We start from the raw sequence: 20,341 nt of genomic DNA, 5'->3' as shown, positions 1-20,341 counted from the left end.
GCGCTCGTGCCCTCCCGCCGGGTCCCGCCACCGCCCCTTCGAGCCACAAGGACGTGACCCTCATGGGCTTCATCAGACCCCGGTTGCCGCCCGTCGACGCCGGGACCTTCCGTACGCTGCCCCGCGACGAGCGTCTGAGGATCCTCACGCGGCACTGGGTCGAGCACGGCTTCGGCACGCCGAACGTGGTGTACCTGTTCTACGTCGTCAAGTGCCTCCTCTACGTCGGCGGGGCAGCGTTCGTGATCTCGCTGACGCCCGGCCTCGGGACGATCGCGCAGGCCCCGTCGTGGTGGTCGGAGCCGATCGTGTACCAGAAGCTGATCGTCTTCACCGTCCTGTGGGAGGTGCTGGGACTGGGCTGCGGGTCCGGCCCGCTGGCGTCCCGTTTCCAGCCCGTCATCGGATCGGTGCTGTACTGGCTGCGGCCGGGCACCATCCGGCTCCCGCCGTGGCCGGCGCGGGTGCCGCTGACCCGGGGCAGCCGCCGCACGGTCATCGACGCCGCCCTGTACGCCGCCGTCCTCGCCTCGGCCGTATGGCTGCTCACCCGCCCGGGTGACGGCAGCCACCCGGCCGGTTCCGGCACGGTGGGCCTGCTCGACGCGCGCGCGGCCCTGCCCCTCGTCGTCAGCCTCGCGCTGCTGGGCCTGCGGGACAAGACGGTCTTCCTGGCCGCCCGCGGGGAGCAGTACTGGCTGTCGCTGCTGCTGTTCTTCTTCCCCTACCCGGACATGTTCATCGGCTTCAAGCTGGTCATGCTGGCCCTGTGGTGGGGCGCGGCGACATCGAAGCTCAACCGGCACTTCCCCTTCGTGGTGGCGACGATGATGAGCAACGCCCCGCTGGTCCCGAGCCGCCGGCTGAAGCGGATGCTGTACCGCGACAGCCCGCGCGACCTGCGCCCCTCACGGCTGCCGTTCTTCCTCGCCCACATCGGCACCGTGACGGAATACGGTGTGCCGCTCTTTCTGGTGTTCCTCGGCGACGGAGGCTTCTGGACCTGGGCGGCCCTGCTCTACATGGCCGTGTTCCACCTCCACATCCTCTCGACCGTGCCGATGGGCGTGCCGCTGGAGTGGAACATCTTCTTCGTCTTCTCGCTGTTCCACCTCTTCGGCGCCCACGGCGACATCAGCGTCCGGCACCTGCATTCTCCCTGGCTGCTCGCGCTGATCCTGCCGAGCCTGGTCCTGCTGCCCCTGCTGGGCAACATGCGCCCCGACCTGGTGTCGTTCCTACCCGCGATGCGCTACTACGCGGGAAACTGGGCCACCAGCGTCTGGCTGTTCACCGGTGACGCCCTGGCACGCCTGGAGGCCGGCCTGACCACCGCATGCCGGCTTCCCACCCGGCAGATGGAAAGCCTCTACGACGAAGGGACGGCCCTGCTGATGTCCCACAAGGTGCAGGCCTGGAGGTCGTTGCACTCGCACGGCCGCGCCCACAACGGGCTCATCGACCGTGTCACCCACGGCCAGGACGACGTCGTCGTGATGGACGGCGAGCTGATCGCCGGCTTCGCGCTCGGATGGAACTTCGGCGAGGGCCACCTCCACGACGACCAGCTGCTGCAAGCCGTCCAGGAGCGCTGCGGCTTCGTCCCCGGCGAAGTGCGCGTGATCTGCCTGGAAGGCCAGCCCATCCACCGCCGTACACAGGCCTACGAGGTCCATGACGCCGCTCTCGGCCTCCTCGAGCGGGGGCACGTCGCCGTGCGGGACATGGTGACCCGTCAGCCCTGGCCCACCGACGGCCCCGACTACCCCGTGTACGACGTGGAGCGCGTGCGTCCGCTGCGGCCGGTACTCCAGCAGGGCATTCCCGCCCCGGCCGGGGAGGATGCCGTTCCCGCGCAGCGCGGCGACGGCCCGCCGCCGGCCCAGGACTCCCCGTCATGACCAGCGCGACGGTCGTCGGCGGCGGGCCGAACGGGCTCACCGCCGCCGCCCTCCTCGCCAAGGCCGGGCTGGACGTCACCCTGCTGGAGGCCGCCGACGAGGTCGGCGGCGGCACCCGCAGCCAGGAGGCGATCCTGCCCGGCCTGCTGCACGACCACTGTTCGGCCGTCCACCCCATGGCCGTCACCTCGCCGGCCCACAAGGAGCTCGGCCTCGAAGGCCACGGATTGCGCTGGCGGCTGCCGGACGTCGACTGCGTCCATCCCCTCGACGACGGCACAGCGGGAGTGCTGCTGCGCTCCGTCCAGGACACCGCCCGCATGCTGGGTCCCGACGGCGCCCGCTACCGGCGCCTGCTGCAGTCCCCGGTGCGCCGGTGGGACGCTCTGAGCCAGGACGTGATGGGCCCCCTGCTGCGCGTCCCCTCCCACCCCCTGCTCCTGGCGCGCTTCGGCCTGCCCACCGCACTGCCCGCGGCCCTCCTCGCCCGCGGCTTCTCCACCCCCCGGGCCCGCGCCCTGTGGGCCGGCGTCGCGGCGCACTCGTTCCGGCCGCTGTCCCACCCGTTCAGCTCCGCCATCGGCCTGGGCATCCTCACCGCCGGTCACGCCGCCGGGTGGGCGGTCGCCGAAGGCGGCTCACAGGCCATCGCCCGCAGCCTGGAACGCGCCCTGCACGCCTGCGGAGGCAAGGTGCACACCGGCGTCCGGATCACCCACCACGCGCAGATCCCGCCCGCCGACGTCGTCCTCCTCGACCTCGACCCCGCTCAGATCGCCCGCATCTACCACGACCGGCTGCCCACCCGCGTGCGCGACGCCTACCAGCGCTTCCGTCGCGGCCCCGCCGCCTTCAAAGTGGACCTGGCCGTCGAGGAAGGCGTGCCGTGGACGAACGAGCACGCCCGCCGGGCCGGCACGGTACACCTCGGCGGCACGCTCACCGAGATCGCACGGACAGAACGGGCGGTGAACGACGGGCGCATGCCCGAGCGCCCCTTCGTCCTCGTCGGGCAGCAGTACCTCGCCGACCCCACCCGCTCCGCCGGCAACGTCCACCCCGTCTGGGCCTACGCCCACGTGCCCCACGGATACGACGGCGACGCCACCGAAGCCGTCATCGGCCAGCTCGAACGCTTCGCCCCGGGCACCCGCGACCGTGTCGTCGGCCTGCGCACCACCTCACCCGCCGATTTCGCCGCCGACAACGCCAACTTCGCCGGCGGCGACATCCTCACCGGAGCCAAGACCGTCCCCCAACTCGTCCTGGGAGCACGCCCCGCCCTCAACCCCTACTCCACCGCCCTGCCGGGCGTCTTCTGCTGCTCCGCCGCCACCCCGCCGGGTCCCGGCGCGCACGGCATGTGCGGGGCCGCCGCAGCGGCATCCGCACTGCGCCACCTCAACCTCTCCTGACGGGGCGACAGGAGACGCCGCACGGCTCCGGCGCCGGCGATCATTCGGGCGGCCGCCGGAGCCGGGGCGGGGGTCAGGGTGTCCGCACGGTCACCGCCGCCTTGTACGTACGCAGTACCGGGGCCGTCTCGATGCGTGTCACCGCCTCCCACGCCACGCGCCGGGTGAGGTAGGCGTGCAGCGCCTCCGCGTCCCGGCACAGCGCGTGCGCGACCAGGTTCGTCGGACCGGTCGTCGCCGCGACCACCGCCAGTTCCTCGTGGCCCGCCAGGGCGGTCGCCACCGTGTCCAGGTGCGCGGGCGCGACCTGCATCCACAACAGCGCCGACACCGTGACGCCCACCAGCGCCGGTTCCACGTCCACGTCGAAGAACAGCGCGCCGCGCGCCCGCAGTTCGGCCAGCCTGCGGGCTGCCGTGGACGCCGTCGTGCCGGTCGCCGCGGCCAGTTCCGCGTAGCTGACCCGCGCGTCCTCGCGCAGCGCGTCCAGCAGTGCCCGGTCGGCGTCGGTCAACAGGTACGGTTCGTCGCCGGGTTGCGCGGCGCGCTCGCCGGCGCCGGGGGTGTCCCGTTCGGCGCGCAGCCGGGCCTGCTGGTCCTCGTCCAGGGCGTTCACCCGTCCCCGCCACGCGGTCGGCCCGCCGAGGTAGGTGTGCAGCAGGTAGTGCGCGGAGACCGAGGTGATCCCGGCGGTACGCGGGATGTCGCGCAGCAGCAGCGCGTGCGCGTCCGGGCCGGAGGGTGCCGTGTGGATGATCGCCACGATCTCCGTGCCGCCCGACGTCAGCCGGACCCACGAGGTGTCCGGCCGGCGCGCGAGCGCCGCCGCGATGTCGTGCGCGCTGCGTGTCGCGGCCGTCAGCCGCACGAACCACTGGTGGGTGCCCGCGCTGCGCGGTGTCGGCAGCGTCACCACCCGCAGCCCGGCCTGCGCGTACAGGCGTCGGTAGCGGCGGACGACGGTTTGCGTCGAGGAGCCGAGCACCTCGGCGATGAGCGTGAAGGGGGCCCGCGCGTCCACCTGTAGCGCATGGATCAGGCCTCGGTCCAGATCATCCAGTACGAGCATCTTCGGCAAACTAGCCGATCCGGATGGAAGAAATCACCTATTGATCGCGGAGCAATGGAAGTTGGTACGGGCGTGCGGGCACGGTGGTCACCGGCCCGCCGCGAACCGGTGTCCGTGTCCGTATCCGTTGTCCGTATCCGTATCCGTATCCGTATTCGTAGGGAGACCGCATGTCCCGCACCACCGGCACACCCGCCACCGTGTCTGCCGCACCGGGCACCCCCGTCACTCCCACTGCCGACGCGCCCGCGCCGTACCGGTGGCGCTGGACCGCGCTCGCCGCGCTCCTCGCCGCCGAGGCCATGAACCTGCTCGACGCCACGATCGTCCAGGTCGCCGCCCCCGTCATCCACACCGACCTCGGCGGAGCGAGTGCCACCATCCCGTGGTTCAGCGCCTCCTACACCCTCGTCTTCGCCCTGGGCCTGCTCACCGGCGCCCGCCTCGGCGACATCCACGGCCGCAAGCGCGTCTTCCGCGCCGGGGTCATCGCGTTCGCCGCTGCCTCCCTGGCGTGCGCGTTCGCTCCCACCGCCGCCGTCCTCATCGTGCTGCGCGCCTTGCAGGGGGCCGCCGCGGCCGCGATCATCCCGCAGACGTTCGGGCTGATCCGCGCCATGTTCACCGGCGCCGAACTGTCCAAGGCCCTCGGCATGATCGGTCCCGTCATGGGGCTCTCCGCCGTCGCCGGCCCCGCGCTCGGCGGCGTGCTCACCCACGCCGACGTGCTCGGCGCCTCCTGGCGTGCCGTCTTCCTCGTCAACCTCCCCCTCGCCGCCGCCGTCCTGGCCGCCGCGCCCAAGCTGCGCGAGGACCGCGCCCCCGTCCGGCCCCGCCTCGACCCGGCCGGCACCGCGCTGGCCATGCTCGGCACCGCGCTGCTGGTGTGCCCGCTCGCCACCGGCCGCCCCGGGCCCGCGGCGTGGGCGACCGCCGCGGCCGGCGCCGTCGTCCTGACGGTGTTCGTCGCCCAGCAGCGCCGCACCGCCCGCCGCGGCAAAGCCCCCTTGATCGAGCCCGCCCTGCTGCGGGGCCGCTCCTTCCCCGCGGCCCTGACCACGTCCACCCTGTTCTTCGCGGTGATGAACGGCGTCATGATCGCCGTCGTCCTGCACCTCGAACTCGGCCTCGGTGACGGGCCGTTCACCGCCGGGCTCAGCCTGCTGCCCTGGTCCACGGGACTGGCCGTGGCCTCCTGGGCCGCCGGCAGCCGCCTGGTCCCCCGCTACGGCGCCCGCGTCATGCACGTCGGCCTCGTCACCTTCGCCGTCGGTCTGGCAGCCGCCGCGCTCGCCTACCGCGCCGCCGCTCCCGGCGCCTACCCGACGGCCCTCCCCTTCGCCCTCGCGTTGGCGGGGCTGGGCTCCGGGCTGTTCACGCCACCGTTCTTCACCACCGCGCTGGAAGCCGTCGGACCGCAGGAGACCGGCTCCGCGGCGGGACTGCTCAACGCCGTCCAGCAACTCGGCGGAACGCTCGGCGTCGCCGTCATCGGCGGGATCTATCTCGACACGACCGGCGGCCCCCGCACCGCGGCCGGACACGCGCTCGGCGCGGCCGCGGTGTTGCTGGCCGCCACCGCGGCGGCCGCCGGTGTGATGACGGCGCGCCGTACCCGACCGGCAGTCGCTGCCGACGAGGCCGGGGAGGCCGACGAGGCCGACGGAGAAGCCGGGGAAGCCGGGGAGGAGGCGGGCTGACCGCCGCACCGGCCGTCACCGCCCCGTTGCCGCGTGGCCACGGGGCCACGCCCGTCAGACGGTCCCAGCGCACGGCATCGCCGCCCGGTACGAGAAGACCGCCGCCTCCGGGGAAGCGGCGGTCGCACTCGCGTCGTTCCCGCTCCGGGCGAGATCGGTGCTCAGCGGCTGGCCCCCGTCGCCTGGCGGGCGGCCGGGGCCGCGTCGCGTCGGCTGCCGGGGCCCAGTGCGTGCAGGATCTCCTCCACGCTCTGTTTGGCGTCGCCGAAGAGCATGCTGCTGTTCTCTCGGAAGAAGAGGGGGTTCTGCACGCCCGCGTAGCCGGAGGCCATGGAGCGCTTGAAGACGATGACCTGCTCGGCCTCCCAGACGCGCAGCACGGGCATGCCGGCGATCGGGCTGCCCGGGTCATCGGTCGCCGCGGGGTTGACGGTGTCGTTGGCGCCGATGACCAGTACGACGGAGGTGTCGGCGAAGTCGTCGTTGATCTCGTCCATCTCCAGGACGATGTCGTAGGGCACCTTCGCCTCGGCCAGCAGCACGTTCATGTGCCCGGGCAGGCGCCCGGCGACGGGGTGGACACCGAAGCGGACCTCGACGCCGCGCTCGCGCAGTTGCCGCGTGAGTTCCGCGACCGGGTGCTGGGCCTGGGCGACGGCCATGCCGTAGCCCGGGGTGATGATCACCGAGCGGGCCTGCGCGAGCATCTCGGCCGCCTCCGCGGCCCGCACCTCCCGGTGCTCGCCGTGGTCCTCCTCGCGGCCGGACGGCGCCTCGATGCCGAAGCCGCCCGCGATGACGGAGATGAAGGAACGGTTCATCGCCTTGCACATGATGTAGGACAGGTAGGCGCCGGAGGAGCCGACCAGCGCGCCGGTGACGATGAGCAGGTTGTTGTCGAGCAGGAAGCCGGCCGCGGCCGCCGCCCAGCCCGAGTAGCTGTTCAGCATGGAGACGACGACGGGCATGTCGCCGCCGCCGATCGAGGCGACCAGGTGCCAGCCCAGGGCCAGCGCCAGCACGGTGACCGCGATCATCAGCGGCAGGCTCGGGCTGACCGTGAACCAGACGGTCAGCGCGACGAAGGCCACGAGCGCGCCGACGTTCAGCGCGTTCTTGCCCGGCAGCGTCAGGGGACGGGACTTGATGCGCGCCGAGAGCTTCAGGAACGCGACGATCGAGCCGGTGAAGGTGACCGCGCCGATGAAGATGCCGATGAACACCTCGGCGTGGTGGATGCCCAGCAGGTCGGCGCCGATCCGGTCCTGCGCGCTGCCGTGCGCCTCCACCTCCAGGTAGCTGTTCCAGCCCACCAGCACCGCGGCGAGGCCGACGAAGCTGTGCAGCACGGCGATCAGTTCGGGCATCTGCGTCATCTCGACGCGGCGGGCCCGCCACAGGCCGATCGCCGCGCCGAGCGCCATCGCCAGCACGATCAGGGTGACCGCGCCGGCGGTGATGCTCTGCGCCGCCACGACGACGGTCGCGACGAGGGCGAGGGCCATGCCGGCGATGCCGTAGACGACGCCGGCGCGGGAGGTGCGGTGCTGGGACAGGCCGGCCAGGCTGAGGATGAACAGCAGGGCGGCGACCAGGTCGGCCGCGTGTGAGGCCGTCAGGGAGGTCATCTCGGCTCAGCCTTTCGAGAACATGGACAGCATGCGGCGGGTGACGGCGAAACCTCCGAAGATGTTGACGCTCGTCAGCAGGATCGCCACGAAGGACAACGCGGTGACGAGCCGGCTCTCGTGCCCGATCTGCAGCAGAGCGCCGATCACGACGATCCCGGAGATCGCGTTGGTCACCGACATCAGCGGCGTGTGCAGCGCATGGTGCACCTTGCCGATGACGTAGTAGCCGATCACCACCGCCAGCGCGAACACCGTGAAGTTGCCGGCCAGTTGGGCGGGAGCGTAGGCCACCAGCAGGAACATCGCGAGCATGCCGAGCCCGATCAGGCCGAAGCGCCGGGCGGGCGTCAGCTTCGGCTGCTTCGGTTCGGGCGCCTCGGGTGCGGCCGCGGGCTGCGCGGCGGGCGCGGCCGAGACCGCGACGGGTGGCGGCGGCCAGGTGACGTCGCCGTCGCGCACCACGGTCACCGCCCGCTGCACGACGTCGTCGAAGTCGATCGTCAGCTGCCCGTCCTTGCCGGGGGTGAGCAGCTTGAGCAGGTTCACCAGGTTGGTGCCGAACAGCTGCGAGGCCTGGGCCGGCAGCCGGGAGGCCAGGTCGGTGTAGCCGATGATGGTGACGCCGTTGTCGGTGACGATCGCCCGCCCCGGCACGGTGCCCTCGACGTTGCCGCCCATCGCGGCGGCCATGTCGACGATGACGCTGCCCGGCTTCATCACGGCCACGTCCTCGGCCGTGAGCAGGCGCGGTGCCGGCCGGCCCGGGATCAGCGCGGTCGTGATCACGATGTCCACGTCCGCGGCCTGCCGGTGGTAGAGCTCGGCGGCGGCCCGGTCGTAGTCGGCCGAGGTCGCCTTCGCATAGCCGTCGGTGCTCGCCTCCTGCGCGACTTCCACCGGCAGGTACTCGCCGCCCAGCGACTTCACCTGGTCCGCGACCTCCGGCCGCGGGTCGGTGGCCCGCACGATCGCGCCGAGGCTGGAGGCGGCGCCGATCGCCGCGAGACCGGCCACACCCGCGCCGGCGACCAGCACCTTCGCGGGCGGCACCTTGCCCGCCGCGGTGACCTGGCCGGTGAAGAACCGACCGAAGACGTGCGCGGCCTCGATCACCGCGCGGTACCCGGCGATGTTCGCCATCGACGACAGCACGTCCATCGACTGCGCGCGCGAGATGCGCGGCACCGCGTCCAGCGCCAGAGCGGTCACCCCGGCATCGGCCAGTGCCCGCAGCAGTTCGGGCTTCTGGGCCGGCGCCAGCAGGGCGACCACGGTCGCTCCGCGCCGCAGCCGGGCGATCTCCGCGTCGGAGGGGGCGTTCACCTTCAGGACGACATCAGCGTCCCAGGCGTCGCCGATCTCGGCGCCGGCATCGATGTACGCCTGGTCGCCGAAGCCGGAGGCCTCACCGGCACCGGACTCGACGACGACCTCGTAGCCGAGGCCCAGCAGCAGTCGTACCGTCGCCGGGGTGGCCGCGACCCGCGTCTCCCCGGAGACGGACTCGGCCACCGCGCCGATGCGGCGAGGAGGATGGTGCGAGGCTTCTTCAGCAGACATGTCCTGTATCTCTCGTCAAAGGAGGGTGCGAAAGGGAGATCTGCGCCTGGGGAGTGACGACGTCCTCCCCGTGATCGCTGGAACCTAACCCGTCTGACGGGTACGGGCCAACGCGAACCGACGGTGACGTGCTTCACCTTGCGCAACGGGCCGGGATGATCCGACGACACGGGACCGCACCGGCGGGGCCCCGGCGATCAGTCCGCTCCGTCCCGTCGTGGCCGCCGATCCCACCGTGCGGCCGTCGGCTCGGGAACTGTGACCATAGACACACCCCCTTCGTACCTACTGGTCGGTACGCTGCGGCGAGCCGTCAATGACAGGAGGCGCGATGTCCGTGACCAACCGCCAGATCCGTCTGGCCGCACGCCCCGTGGGCGACGTCAGGCCCGAGGACTGGCAGCACTGTTCCGCGCCCGTCGAGGAGCCCGGTCCCGGCCGTTTCGCGGGCCACACCCGTGTCATCTCCCTGGACCCGGCGATGCGGGGCTGGCTGGACGACCGCCCCTCCTACCTGCCGCCCGTGGGCATCGGTGAGGTGATGCGCGCCGGATCGGTCATCGAGGTCACCGCCTCCGACCATCCCGACTACCGACCCGGCGATCACGTGGTGGGCACCTTCGGCGTGCAGGAATACGTCGTCTCCGACGGCCGGGGCGCCATGAAGATCGACACCTCTCTCGCCCCTCCCTCGACGTACCTCGGCGCGCTGGGCATGCCCGGCATGACCGCCTACTTCGGCCTGCTGGACGTCGGGGCGCTGCAGGACGGCGAGACCGTCGTGGTCTCGGGGGCGGCCGGGGCGGTGGGGACCATCGTGGGGCAGATCGCGAAGGTCAAGGGCTGCCGGGTCGTGGGCATCGCCGGAGGGCCGCAGAAGTGCGCGCTGCTCACCGACGAACTGGGCTTCGAAGCGGCGATCGACTACCGCGCCGAGGACGTCCGGAAGGCGTTGCGCCGGCACGCCCCCGACGGCATCGACGTCTACTTCGACAACGTGGGGGGCGACATCCTCGACGCCGCCCTGACCCGGCTGGCGATGCACGCGCGCGTCGTGATCTGCGGTGCGATCAGCCAGTACAACAACGCCACACCGGTCAAGGGCCCCTCCAACTACCTCTCGCTGCTGGTGCGCCGCGCCCGCATGGAGGGAATGGTGGTGTTCGACTACGCCAAGCGCTACCCGCAGGCCGCGCAGGACATCTCGGCCTGGATCGGCGCCGGCCGCATCAAGGTCAAGGAGCACGTGGTCCGGGGAAGCGTGGACGACTTCCCCGAGACGTTGCAGATGCTCTTCCGCGGAGAGAACGTCGGCAAGCTCGTCCTGGAACTGGCCTGACACGTCCGGTCCGCCCTGCGTCGAGGCGTGCAGCGGGCGACCGGGCTCCAGGCCGGCCGCTGCCGTAGCGGACTTGCCGATCGTGTCGGCGGTGGGCCCGCCGTCGGCCATCAGGGGCAGCAGTAGCGGGCGAGCGGCGGGCAGTTGAGCGGTGGTCGCCGCCCAGCGTCGTGCGACGGTGTTCGGGGACAGGACGCGGGATGCCCTTGTCCGGACCCGGCGTAGGGCCGCGGTCCGCCGTCGGTGGCCTCCGCCCGTGCGGGAGTGGAGGCCACCGACAGGCTAGGTGCTCAGCGGTTGGTCCACAGGTTCCACACCCACGGCCACAGGGAGCCCTCGGCGCACTGGTAGCGGTCCCAGTGCCCACGCTCGATGCCCTGCTGGCCGGCCGTCTGGCAGCCGCCCAGGGTCATGAACTTGCCGCGGTGGATGTCGAGGCCGTCGCCCGCCCGGACGGCTGCCGCCTGGTGGGACGCCGCGCTCGGGGCCGCGAGGGCAGGCGCGGCCGAGACCGCCCCGAGCCCGACCACGGTCATCGCCGCGAAGGCGGACAGTGCGGTGCGTACACGCATGATGAAGATCCTTTCGGTAGGGGTTCGAGGTCGGGCCGTGCGGCATCCGCCGGCACTGCCACGACCACCGGCACGCTCACCCTCGGGGGTGATCTGCTCGGCCGGTATGCCGAGTTTGCGCAGGAAGACGCCCCTTGGAAACCAGATCCCGCTTGCTTCACCGATGTCGGGATAAATACAGTCCTGACCTGCCGGGACGCGTCCGTCCCGGGACACGGGACAACCGCGGGACGCGGTCTCACGAAAGGCCCTTCGCGATGACCGGCCGACGACCGGACCATGGTGCGGCAGCACGGAAGCTGGGAGACGCGCTGCGGAGCCTCCAGCAGCAGTCGGGGCGCACACTGCGCAGTCTGGAGACCCAGGTCCGTATCAGCGACTCGTCGCTCTCCCGCTACTTCCGCGGGGCGACCGTGCCGGCCTGGACGGTGGTGAGTGACATTTGCCGGGCGTTGGGGGCGGACCCTGCCGAGTACCGTGCCCTGTGGGAAGCGGCCGACCGCACCCGCCCCGACGAACCGGCCGGCACCCGTCCCGACGAACCGGCCGGCACCGGCACCGGCACCGGCACTGCGGACGCTGCCGGTCCGTCACGCCTCCCCGGCCTCGCCGGGTGGCCCCGGCTGCGCGGGGCTGTGTCCAGTCGCTGGGTCACCGCGGCGGCCGCGGCCGCCGCGGGCGGACTCGCAACGGCGCTGCTGCTCCTCCTGCTTCCCTCACAGGACGCGCCCGGTGCCGCGCCCGCGCAGGGCGTCACGGGCAGCGCGGGCAGAAGCAGCGACGCCGGTGTGCTCGTCCACAACGTCGAGAAGGCCTGCCAGAAACCCCGCACGAACGAATGCGCTCTGTCCCTGGCCTACAGTCCCTACCGCCCCTACGTGACGTCCAACTCGGCCGGCCGTGTCTGGCACCACGACCTGCTCCACGCCCGGTGCACCATCGCCAACGGCGTCAGCGTCACCGACGAGAACCACAAGCACACCAGCATCTGGATCCAGGTCACACGCAACGGAGAACACCTCTGGCTGCCCGGCATCCGTGTCCGCCCCGACCAGCTGAACCAGCTCACCACCGTGCTGCCCACCTGTCCCTCCTAGGAACTGGGCCTGGCTGGAAGGTCCTTCGCCGCTTGGTCGGCCGACAGGATCTCGACGTAGCCGTCGGTTCCGTGGACGCGGATCCGCTGCCCGTCCCGGATCAGCCGGGTGGCCTGCTCCACGCCCACGACGGCCGGCAAGCCGTACTCCCGCGCGATGACCGCGCCATGGGTCATCAGGCCGCCCACCTCCGTCACCAGGCCGGTGATGCCGACGAACAGGGGCGACCAGCTGGGGTCCGTATGCGCCGTGACCAGGATGTCCCCCGCCTCGAGGTCGGCCTGCGCCATGTCCTGGATGACGCGGGCCCTGCCCTCGACGGTCCCGGCGGAGACCGGCAGGCCGATCAGGGCACCGGCCGGCACGTCCTCACGGCGGTACGCCCCGGTGACGGCCTCGCCGTCCGAGGTGAGCACCCGGGGTGGGGTGAGCGCGTGGTACGACCGGAAGGCGTCCTTGCGCTGCCGGATGAGCCGCTCATCCACCCGGTGCGAGCGCACGACGTCGTGAAGCTCCTGGAAGGTGAGGTAGAAGACGTCCTCCTGTTCAGGAAGCACGCCCTCCCGCACGAGACGCTCGGCCTCCTCCAGGAGGGCCTGCTTGTAGACGAAGTAGCGGCTGACGATGTCGTACTTCGGGTACTCCCGGTATCCGATGAAGGTCCGGACCCGGTCGATCATCCGTTTGGCCTCGTCGGCCTTCCGTCCGCCGTCCGGCAGGGTCCGCAGGCGTGACAGCACGTCCTGCTCCTTCTTCCGCGCCGCCTGCCGTCCTTGCTCGAAGCGCCGCCCGGCGGCGCCCGGTTCGAAGTTCCTGATGTTGTCGAGGACCACGGGCACGAGAGTGGCGGGCCGCTCACGCCAACGCGGTCTGGTGATGTCGATCTCGCCGACGCAGCGCATGCCGTACCGGTCCAGGTAGGCCTCGAACGCGTCGCGCGCTTCGGTCCCGCCCGGGAGCTTCGCCAGCTCGTCCAGGAAGTCCTCGTCCCCGACGCCCTGGAGAAACGCCGTCACCTCCGGATGCGGGCGGATCGCATCCGCGACGTCGAGCAGCGCCAGGCCCATCTCCGAGGTGATGTTGCCGGGGGCGGACAGCGTGAGCGTGTCCGCCGCGTTCTTCTCCCCCAACCACGCCCGCAGCTTGTCGTTGAGCCACCACGTGGCCTCCATCCCCGCCATGATCGCCTGGATGCTCAGCGGATCACTGAGGACGCGTTTGTGCTCCTCGAAGGCCTCCAGCAGGAAGTCGAACAGCGCCGGTCCGGTCTTCGTCCGAATGTCACGCCTCAGCGCGGCGATGGACGCCTGGCTGCGCCTGACCAGCTCCGTGACGACGGCCGGATCGGTCTCGATCGGAGCGGACGCGCCGTCGGCCGGCGGCCCGCCGGGACCCTCGTCCGGGAGCGACGGGACGAAGTCGTCGCCGCGGTCGAGGACGGTCTCCAGCGCGTCCCTGGTCAGCGGATCGGATCTCCCCACGAGGTCCAGGAGGCGGGCGCGGCCTGCGGGCGAAGCCAGCCGCCGGGTGACGTCGACGAACAGCCTGCCGCCGGCCTCGTGCATCGGCACCATGGCCGTCAGCTTCCACATGGAGAGCCCCAAGGGCCTCATGGGGTCGGTCATCATCTGCTGATGACCGACGGAGACGTAGACGTGATTCTCCCGGTCGTCGGTCTCGGGAACGGGGACAGGGACAGGAACGGGGACGGGGACGGGGAACAGAGTCGTGATCGGCCGGCTCTGGACGATCTGGAAGCCGTCGTCGTCCAGGCACCATTCGATGTCCTGCGGGCAGCCGAAGTGCGCTTCGATCCGCCGCCCGAGCCGCACCAGCTGCAGCACCTGCTCATCCGTCAGCGCCGGCTGCCGCTGCCGCCGCGGATCGATCAGCGCTTCCTGGACACCGCCGGCCGGCAGAGCGTGCACGGCACGCTGTTTGGCGGCGATCGACCTGGCGACGACTTCGCCGCCTCTCACTTTGAAGACGTCCGGGTTGACCAGGCCGGAGACCAGCGCCTCGCCGAGGCCGAAGCCGGCGTCCACGGTGGCGACCTTCCGGTTGCCCGTGACGGGGTCGGCCGTGAACAGGATGCCGGCCGCGTCCGGAAGGACCATCCGCTGCACGACCACGGCCATGTGAACCGTACGGTGGTCGATGTCGTTCCGCCGACGGTAGGTCACGGCCCGCTCGGTGAAAAGCGAAGCCCAGCACCGGCTGACGTGCCGGAGGATCGCCGCCGGCCCCACGACGTTCAGGTACGTGTCCTGCTGGCCGGCGAAGGAGGCCGTCGGCAAGTCCTCGGCCGTCGCGCTGGAGCGGACGGCGTAGGCGGCTCGCCGTCCGAACCGGGCGAGCGCGCCGGTGATCTCCGCGGCGAGATCGGCCGGAACGGCGACGCCCTCGATGGTCCGGCGGATTTGCGCGCTGAGCGTGCGGATCGCCTCCCGGTCGTCCGGGTCCGCGCGTGACAGCTGATCGAGCCGGTCCTCGATCGACGGCGTCTCCGCCATGATCCGCCGGAAGGCGTCCGTCGTCACGCACAAGCCACCCGGCACGCGGACACCCTCGATCCGCGACAGCCCGCCCAAGTGCGCGCCCTTGCCGCCGACGACCGCGACCTGCGTCTCGTCCACCTCTTGAAGATCCAGCACGTACTGTCCGGTCATCGCGATGCCTCCGGGACAGCCGTGCTCCGTCGTCGACAACGACTCAGGCACCTCGTGCCCCCAAATCCGCAGGTTGTGGCCATGGCCGACGATTCTGCGCCGCGACCCGGGTCTTGCCGCAAGCCCCCCGGCGCGCTATACGTTGAGAGTGGCAAGGAGAGCACTCTCCTTGCCCTTGTTCTTTGTCGCCCGCTGGAGCCGATCCGCCCGGCGGCAAGCGCCTGAGAACGCCACCGCGTGGCACGTGGTCAGGGAGGACAGCCGTCGCGGGAGATTGACCCTGGAAACGGGCGCCCGAATGACCTCCGCGGCCGGTCTTTCCCGGCCGTAGCGTCGTGGTCATGACGAACAACGAGATCACGCTCGACAGCTCCCGCCTGGACTTCGCCAAGGCCGCCCCGAAGGCGTTCAAGGCCTTGATCTCCTTCGATGCCGCGGCCCGCGAGGGTTTGGACCCGGCTCTGATCGAACTCGTCCAGATCCGCTCCTCACACCTGAACGGCTGCGCGTACTGCCTGCACATGCACACCTCCGACGCCCGCAAGGCGGGCGAGAGCGAGGCGAGGCTGCACATGGTCTCCATGTGGCGGGAAGCGAGGAACTTCTTCACGGAACAGGAGCAGGCCGCCCTCGAACTCACCGACGCGGTCACCCTCGTCTCCGAGCGCGGGGTGCCGGACGCGGTCCACCGCCGCGCGGCCGCCCACTTCGCCGAGGAGGAGCTGGCCCGCCTGCTCGCTCTGATCTTCACCATCAACACCTGGAACCGTATCGCCCTGAGCACCGCGAAGGTGCCGGGCACCGACCGGCGTGGCGCCCGGCGATGAACCCTGGCTCGCCGCCGGCGGCCGCCGCGGCGAGCAGCAGCCGTCCAGACGGCCGGGGCTGCTCATCGCACCCTGCCCGGTCCGGTGCGGGAGCCGGTCCTCAGACCGTGCCGGACGGCGGGGGCAGAATCCGGCACAGGGCGTCGAGTGCCGCCCCGTAGGCGTGGTCGGCAGGTGCCGCGTAGCCGACGACCAGGCCGTCTTCGGCCGGCGCGTCGGCCGCGGGGTGACGGAAGTGGGCCAGCCCGTCGAGGGCGATGCGCTGCCGGGCCGCCGCCTTGGTCACGGACCGTTCGGTGCCGGGCGGGAGGCGCAGCACCGCGTGCAGGCCGGCGGCGATTCCCGTGGGCGCGATGTGCGGCGCCCGGCGGGCGAGCATGTCCACCAGCCGGTCGCGGCGGTCGCGGTAGCGCTGCCGGGTGCGGCGGATGTGCCGGTCGTACCGGCCCGACTCGATGAAGTCGGCAAGGGTGAGCTGGTCCGTCACGCCGGCCCACGCCTCACGTTCGCCCTTCGCGCGCAGGACGGGCTCCACCAGGTGCTCCGGCAGCACCATCCAGCCCAGTCGCAGCGCGGGTGAGAGGCTCTTGCTGACCGAACCCAGGTAGACGACGCGCTGCGGATCGAGCCCCTGGACGGCGCCCACCGGCTCCCGGTCGTAGCGGAACTCGCCGTCGTAGTCGTCCTCCAGCAGCACTCCCCCGCCCGCGCGTGCCCAGTCCACTGCTGCGGCCCGCCGCTCGGGAGCGAGCGGGCCGCCCGTGGGGAACTGGTGCGCGGGGGTCAGCAGCGCGGCCCGTACCCCCTTCGATTCCGCCAGGTCGGTGGTGCGCGCCCCGTGTTCGTCCAGCGCCAGCGGCACCGTACGTACACGCGCCGCCTGCAGGATGGACCGGTGGAACGGCAGTCCGTAGGACTCCACGGCCAGCGGGCCGCGCAGTACCTTCCCGCTGAAGAGCAGCCGCAACGCGTGCGCGGAGCCGGAACACACCACGATCGTCCCGGGATCGGTGCGCACGCCCCGCACTCGCGCCAGGTACTCCGCCAGGGCACGCCGCAATTCGGCCCGCCCCCGCGGATCGCCCGGCCCGAACGCCTCGCCGGGCGCCGCGTTCAGGGCCCGTCTCGCCGACGCCAGCCAGGCCGCGCGGGGGAAGGAGGAGGGATCCGGCAGCCCCTGGCGCAGGTCATGGGCGGGCGGGTCCGAACGTGCCGGCGCCGCCTTGGGGGTACGGGGCGAGCCGGCCGGCTTCGCTCTTGGCGCCACCCGCGTCCCCGACCCCTGGCGGGCGACCAGCCAGCCCTCGGCGACGAGTTCGGCGTAGGTCTCCGCGACGGTGTTGCGGGCCAGCCCCAGATCAGCGGCCAACGACCGGTACGGAGGCAGCAGGGTGCCGGGGGCGAGCCGCCCGTCCCGTATCGCCTCCCGCAGCGCGCGGCCGAGCACGGCCCGCCGACTGCCGCGCCCGCCGGCTTCCAGGTCCAGGTGCAGGTCGCTACCGATACGTCCGGCCAGACCGACCCATGAATCCGCCATGAGCACGCACCCTACTCAAGGCCTTCCACAGCGGTGGAGCAGCTGTCCGAAAGGGATCACGGTCTCTCCGCGATGTACGTAGGCTCTGCACGCGCGTGGTCGACGCGGTCGGCCGGGGACGCGTCGGGCCTGTGCCCGAAGGGTTGGATCCCATAAGGAGCGTTCCGCTGTGACGCATGCTCACGAGGACGACGACATCCTGTCCCGGATCGCCAAGGGGCTTGTCTACACCGAGTCGGAAGCGGCCTTCCAGGCGCCTCGGCGCCGTGCCGAGCAGGTCTTCGAGTACAACCACACGCCACCGGGCGAAATGGAGAAGCGTCGGTCGCTGCTCGTCGCGATCTTCGGCTCGGTCGGTGAACGCATGGTCCTGCTGCCGCCGTTCCACGCCGCCTTCGGCAGCAACGTCCACATCGGTGATGACTTCTTCGGAAACGTCAACCTCACCTTCGTCGACGACGTGGACATCCGGATCGGCGACGGCGTCATGATCGCGCCAAGCGTCACCCTGACCACGACGGGGCACCCGGTGCATCCCTCGCGACGCGCCGACTTCGGACGTTTCTCGGAGCCGATCGTGATCGAGGACAAGGTGTGGATCGGCAGCAACGCGGTGGTCCTGCCCGGCGTTCGTGTCGGCTACGGGTCGGTCATCGGCGCCGGCAGCGTCGTCAGCCGCAGCATTCCCCCGATGACCGTCGCGGTGGGAGCCCCTTGCCGGGTGGTCCGCCCCATCACGGAAGAGGACCTCACCACCCGCACCGCGGCTGACTGAGCCCCGAGACGACCACCCTGGTCCCCGGTCCTGAGCACACAGGGCAGATCCCTCGTCCGCACCGCCCGGCGGTGGGGCGAGTGGGTGGTTCTCGGCGGCCGAACGGGGGGCCGTACGACTGTTTCGGCTTCGGTCCGTTGACTCACGGACACGTCGGTGGTTGCGCCCAACCGTGTGAAAGGTGGCCAACCATGACGCGCACCCGTGACCGGTCCGGGTCGGAGACCGACGGCAGCGGTACAGCGGGGGCTCTCCTGAGCCGAGCGCACAGGGCGTTCACCGGGGGCAGGGGCCCATGCCGCGCTGCTCGGCTCGGCCGGGCGGAACGTCGGCCAGGAGATGCGTGCGCCGTGGCGAGGCTCTCCTCGGCGTCGTCTCGTCACGCCTCCTGACCGCTCCGGTGTCGTCGACGCGCGCCGTGGTCCCGGCGATGCGGGGAAGCCCGCGTCCGGCGCGTCCCGAAAGCATGCCAGGTCGTTCCGTCGTTCCCCGGCCGCCTTCGAACGCATCGCAAAGGAATTGTCCATGCGGCTTCTCCGTCCTCCCATACGCACCCGCCTCATGTCTCTCCGGCGCCCGCATCGGCGGGCAACCGGCCCCAGGGGACCGCTGCTGGTCGCCGTCGTGGCCATGGCGTCTGTCGTCGGCGTGCCGATGCCGACCGCCTCGTCCACGGCCACCGGCTCGGGCCCGGTGGTCTCGGTCGCTCAGGGCCGGCTCCAGGGCGTCGCACGCCGTGGGGTGCACCAGTTCCTGGGGATCCCCTACGCGGCCCCTCCCGTGGGACCGTTGCGGTGGAGGCCCCCGAAAGCCGCCCCGGCTGGCAGGGGACACGGTCGGCCGCCGAGGTCGGCCCGCAGTGCCCCCAGCTCACGAACGAGTCCCCCTACCACACCACCCAGGAGGACTGCCTCTACCTGAACGTCTACACACCTGCCGTCCGCACCGCGGAAGCCGTGCCGGTGATGGTGTGGATCCACGGCGGCAGCTACATCTACGGTTCCGGTGGCTGGTACGACCCCAGCCGCATGGCGGCCAAGGGTGTCGTCGTGGTCACGGTGAACTACCGGCTGGGCGCCCTCGGATACCTCGGCCTGCCCTCACTTTCGGCCGAGTCGGCCGATCATTCGTCGGGCGTCTACGCGCCGATGGATCAGCAGGCCGCGCTGCGCTGGGTACAGACGAACGCCGGCGTCTTCGGCGGCGACAGAGGGAACGTCACCGTCTTCGGCGAGTCCTCCGGCGGTGCCAGCGTCTGTCAGCACCTGGTGTCGCCGACCGCCGCGGGCCTGTTCCGCCGGGCCATCCCGCAGAGCGGTTGCGGCGCGCCCTCCATGCTGGACCAGCGCCAGGCCGACCGCATCGGCACCGCGCTCGCCACGGAACTCGGGTGTACGGACGCCGCCACTGCCGCCGACTGCCTGCGCGACAAACCGGTGCGGGACGTCCTTCTGCAAGCGGCGAAACACCCCTGGGGGCCGGTGGTCGGGAGCACCGTCTCCCCCCGGCAGGTACGTGACGCCTTCACGGCGGACGGCTACCACCACGGGTCGGTCCTCATCGGATCGACCCGCGACGAGGGCACCTACTTCGCCGCCTACGACTCTCCCGATTCGCTCACGGCCGCCCAGTATCCGAAGGCCCTGGCCGACCACTTCGGACCCGAGGCGGCGGGGAGGATCGCCGCCGAATACCCGGTGTCCGGCTATCCCTCACCCTTGCGGGCGCTGGGCGCGGCGATGACGGACGGCCTTTACGCCTGCAGCGTTCATGAAGCCACAGGCATGCTGGCCCCCGCGGCGCCGACGTACGCCTACGAGTTCGCCGACCCCGCGCCCGGCGGCTCCGACCCGTCGGTACCGGGCGCCGGGCACGTCTCCGAACTCCCCTATCTCTTCGACATCGAAGGTCCCCAGGGGCGGCCGTTCACCACCGCTCAGCGCGCCCTGTCCGAGACCGTGATCGGGTACTGGACCCGCTTCGCCAGGACCGGGAACCCGAACGCCCCAGGCGCTCCCACCTGGCCGGCGTTCACCTCCCGGATCCCCTCGGTGCTCTCACTGGCGCCGACCGCTGTCACCCCGAGCACCGATTTCGCGGCCCGCCACCGGTACGGTTTCTGGCTGCCGCTGCTCAGCGCCGGGGTGATCGACTGGAAGATCTGACTCCGGTGGTCCTTGCCGGGCAGACCGTTCTCACCGCGCCACTCGCCAGGAGTCGCTCGCCAGGAGTGGCGCGGTGTCGTGAAT

General features: G+C 71.7%; 13 protein-coding genes and 1 pseudogene. 8 read left to right on the top strand and 6 right to left on the bottom strand.

Annotation, left to right across the window (positions count from 1 at the left end):
- The first annotated feature begins 62 nt into the window (after nucleotides 1-62).
- Nucleotides 63-1,901 carry a DUF3556 domain-containing protein gene (locus ACH4ZX_RS07575; protein WP_398268997.1) on the top strand — a complete coding sequence of 613 codons (1,839 nt, stop codon included), beginning with the start codon at nucleotides 63-65 and terminating at the stop codon, nucleotides 1,899-1,901.
- A complete protein-coding gene (locus tag ACH4ZX_RS07570; protein WP_398268995.1) occupies nucleotides 1,898-3,316 on the top strand; it encodes a phytoene desaturase family protein in 1,419 nt (472 codons plus the stop codon). The genes ACH4ZX_RS07575 and ACH4ZX_RS07570 overlap by 4 nt, the downstream gene beginning before the upstream one ends.
- 73 nt (nucleotides 3,317-3,389) lie before the next feature.
- Here the strand turns inward: ACH4ZX_RS07570 and ACH4ZX_RS07565 are convergent, their stop codons facing one another.
- A complete protein-coding gene (locus ACH4ZX_RS07565) occupies nucleotides 3,390-4,385 on the bottom strand; it encodes an Lrp/AsnC family transcriptional regulator (RefSeq protein ID WP_398268992.1) in 996 nt (331 codons plus the stop codon).
- A gap of 170 nt (nucleotides 4,386-4,555) precedes the next feature.
- Here ACH4ZX_RS07565 and ACH4ZX_RS07560 point away from each other — a divergent pair, with 170 nt between their 5' ends.
- Nucleotides 4,556-6,085, top strand: coding sequence for an MFS transporter (locus ACH4ZX_RS07560; RefSeq protein ID WP_398268989.1), 1,530 nt, complete (start codon nucleotides 4,556-4,558; stop codon nucleotides 6,083-6,085).
- A gap of 161 nt (nucleotides 6,086-6,246) precedes the next feature.
- On the opposite strand, the gene pntB is transcribed toward ACH4ZX_RS07560, so the two are convergent.
- Together pntB and ACH4ZX_RS07550 are read right to left on the bottom strand one after the other, a co-directional pair.
- Entirely contained in the window at nucleotides 6,247-7,713 is a 1,467-nt protein-coding gene (pntB, locus tag ACH4ZX_RS07555; protein ID WP_398268986.1) for a Re/Si-specific NAD(P)(+) transhydrogenase subunit beta, read from the bottom strand.
- Between the two features lie 6 nt (nucleotides 7,714-7,719).
- Nucleotides 7,720-9,276 carry a Re/Si-specific NAD(P)(+) transhydrogenase subunit alpha gene (locus ACH4ZX_RS07550; protein ID WP_398268983.1) on the bottom strand — a complete coding sequence of 519 codons (1,557 nt, stop codon included), beginning with the start codon at nucleotides 9,274-9,276 and terminating at the stop codon, nucleotides 7,720-7,722.
- Between the two features lie 331 nt (nucleotides 9,277-9,607).
- Between ACH4ZX_RS07550 and ACH4ZX_RS07545 the strand changes: the two genes are divergently transcribed.
- The gene (locus tag ACH4ZX_RS07545) at nucleotides 9,608-10,615 is read left to right on the top strand and encodes an NADP-dependent oxidoreductase (RefSeq protein WP_398268980.1); all 1,008 of its coding nucleotides are present in this window, start codon (nucleotides 9,608-9,610) and stop codon (nucleotides 10,613-10,615) included.
- A 290-nt stretch (nucleotides 10,616-10,905) separates the two neighbouring features.
- Here ACH4ZX_RS07545 and ACH4ZX_RS07540 read toward each other — a convergent pair whose 3' ends face one another.
- Nucleotides 10,906-11,187: a hypothetical protein gene (locus ACH4ZX_RS07540; protein ID WP_398268978.1), complete on the bottom strand. Its 282-nt coding sequence runs from the start codon at nucleotides 11,185-11,187 to the stop codon at nucleotides 10,906-10,908.
- Nucleotides 11,188-11,444: 257 nt separating this feature from the next.
- Between ACH4ZX_RS07540 and ACH4ZX_RS07535 the strand changes: the two genes are divergently transcribed.
- Entirely contained in the window at nucleotides 11,445-12,284 is an 840-nt protein-coding gene (locus ACH4ZX_RS07535; RefSeq protein WP_398268975.1) for a helix-turn-helix domain-containing protein, read from the top strand.
- On the opposite strand, the gene rph is transcribed toward ACH4ZX_RS07535, so the two are convergent.
- A complete protein-coding gene (rph, locus tag ACH4ZX_RS07530) occupies nucleotides 12,281-14,953 on the bottom strand; it encodes a rifamycin-inactivating phosphotransferase (RefSeq protein WP_398268972.1) in 2,673 nt (890 codons plus the stop codon). The genes ACH4ZX_RS07535 and rph overlap by 4 nt on opposite strands.
- 341 nt (nucleotides 14,954-15,294) lie before the next feature.
- Between rph and ACH4ZX_RS07525 the strand changes: the two genes are divergently transcribed.
- Entirely contained in the window at nucleotides 15,295-15,780 is a 486-nt protein-coding gene (locus tag ACH4ZX_RS07525; protein ID WP_398268969.1) for a carboxymuconolactone decarboxylase family protein, read from the top strand.
- Between the two features lie 100 nt (nucleotides 15,781-15,880).
- Here ACH4ZX_RS07525 and ACH4ZX_RS07520 read toward each other — a convergent pair whose 3' ends face one another.
- Complete coding sequence (locus ACH4ZX_RS07520; protein ID WP_398268966.1) at nucleotides 15,881-17,317, bottom strand: PLP-dependent aminotransferase family protein; 1,437 nt, start codon at nucleotides 17,315-17,317, stop codon at nucleotides 15,881-15,883.
- A gap of 169 nt (nucleotides 17,318-17,486) precedes the next feature.
- Between ACH4ZX_RS07520 and ACH4ZX_RS07515 the strand changes: the two genes are divergently transcribed.
- Together ACH4ZX_RS07515 and ACH4ZX_RS07510 are read left to right on the top strand one after the other, a co-directional pair.
- Nucleotides 17,487-18,092, top strand: coding sequence for a sugar O-acetyltransferase (locus ACH4ZX_RS07515; protein WP_398268963.1), 606 nt, complete (start codon nucleotides 17,487-17,489; stop codon nucleotides 18,090-18,092).
- Nucleotides 18,093-18,431: 339 nt separating this feature from the next.
- A pseudogene (locus ACH4ZX_RS07510) lies at nucleotides 18,432-20,257 on the top strand (carboxylesterase/lipase family protein).
- The last annotated feature ends 84 nt before the right edge of the window (nucleotides 20,258-20,341 follow it).

The sequence above is a fragment of the Streptomyces sp. NPDC020490 genome, assembly GCF_044335305.1.
In the GTDB taxonomy this organism is placed as follows: domain Bacteria; phylum Actinomycetota; class Actinomycetes; order Streptomycetales; family Streptomycetaceae; genus Streptomyces.
Note: the sequence above shows the minus strand (reverse complement) of the source record. Positions and strands in the feature narration are given on the sequence as shown.

Bases quoted from the DNA above. Each gene is read 5' to 3' on its own strand.
- rph (WP_398268972.1), bottom strand. From the start codon at position 14,953: ATGACCGGACAGTACGTGCTGGATCTTCAAGAGGTGGACGAGACGCAG.
- pntB (WP_398268986.1), bottom strand. From the start codon at position 7,713: ATGACCTCCCTGACGGCCTCACACGCGGCCGACCTGGTCGCCGCCCTG.
- ACH4ZX_RS07525 (WP_398268969.1), top strand. From the start codon at position 15,295: ATGACGAACAACGAGATCACGCTCGACAGCTCCCGCCTGGACTTCGCC.
- ACH4ZX_RS07540 (WP_398268978.1), bottom strand. From the start codon at position 11,187: ATGCGTGTACGCACCGCACTGTCCGCCTTCGCGGCGATGACCGTGGTC.
- ACH4ZX_RS07550 (WP_398268983.1), bottom strand. From the start codon at position 9,276: ATGTCTGCTGAAGAAGCCTCGCACCATCCTCCTCGCCGCATCGGCGCG.
- ACH4ZX_RS07570 (WP_398268995.1), top strand. From the start codon at position 1,898: ATGACCAGCGCGACGGTCGTCGGCGGCGGGCCGAACGGGCTCACCGCC.
- ACH4ZX_RS07575 (WP_398268997.1), top strand. From the start codon at position 63: ATGGGCTTCATCAGACCCCGGTTGCCGCCCGTCGACGCCGGGACCTTC.
- ACH4ZX_RS07520 (WP_398268966.1), bottom strand. From the start codon at position 17,317: ATGGCGGATTCATGGGTCGGTCTGGCCGGACGTATCGGTAGCGACCTG.
- ACH4ZX_RS07560 (WP_398268989.1), top strand. From the start codon at position 4,556: ATGTCCCGCACCACCGGCACACCCGCCACCGTGTCTGCCGCACCGGGC.
- ACH4ZX_RS07565 (WP_398268992.1), bottom strand. From the start codon at position 4,385: ATGCTCGTACTGGATGATCTGGACCGAGGCCTGATCCATGCGCTACAG.
- ACH4ZX_RS07535 (WP_398268975.1), top strand. From the start codon at position 11,445: ATGACCGGCCGACGACCGGACCATGGTGCGGCAGCACGGAAGCTGGGA.
- ACH4ZX_RS07545 (WP_398268980.1), top strand. From the start codon at position 9,608: ATGTCCGTGACCAACCGCCAGATCCGTCTGGCCGCACGCCCCGTGGGC.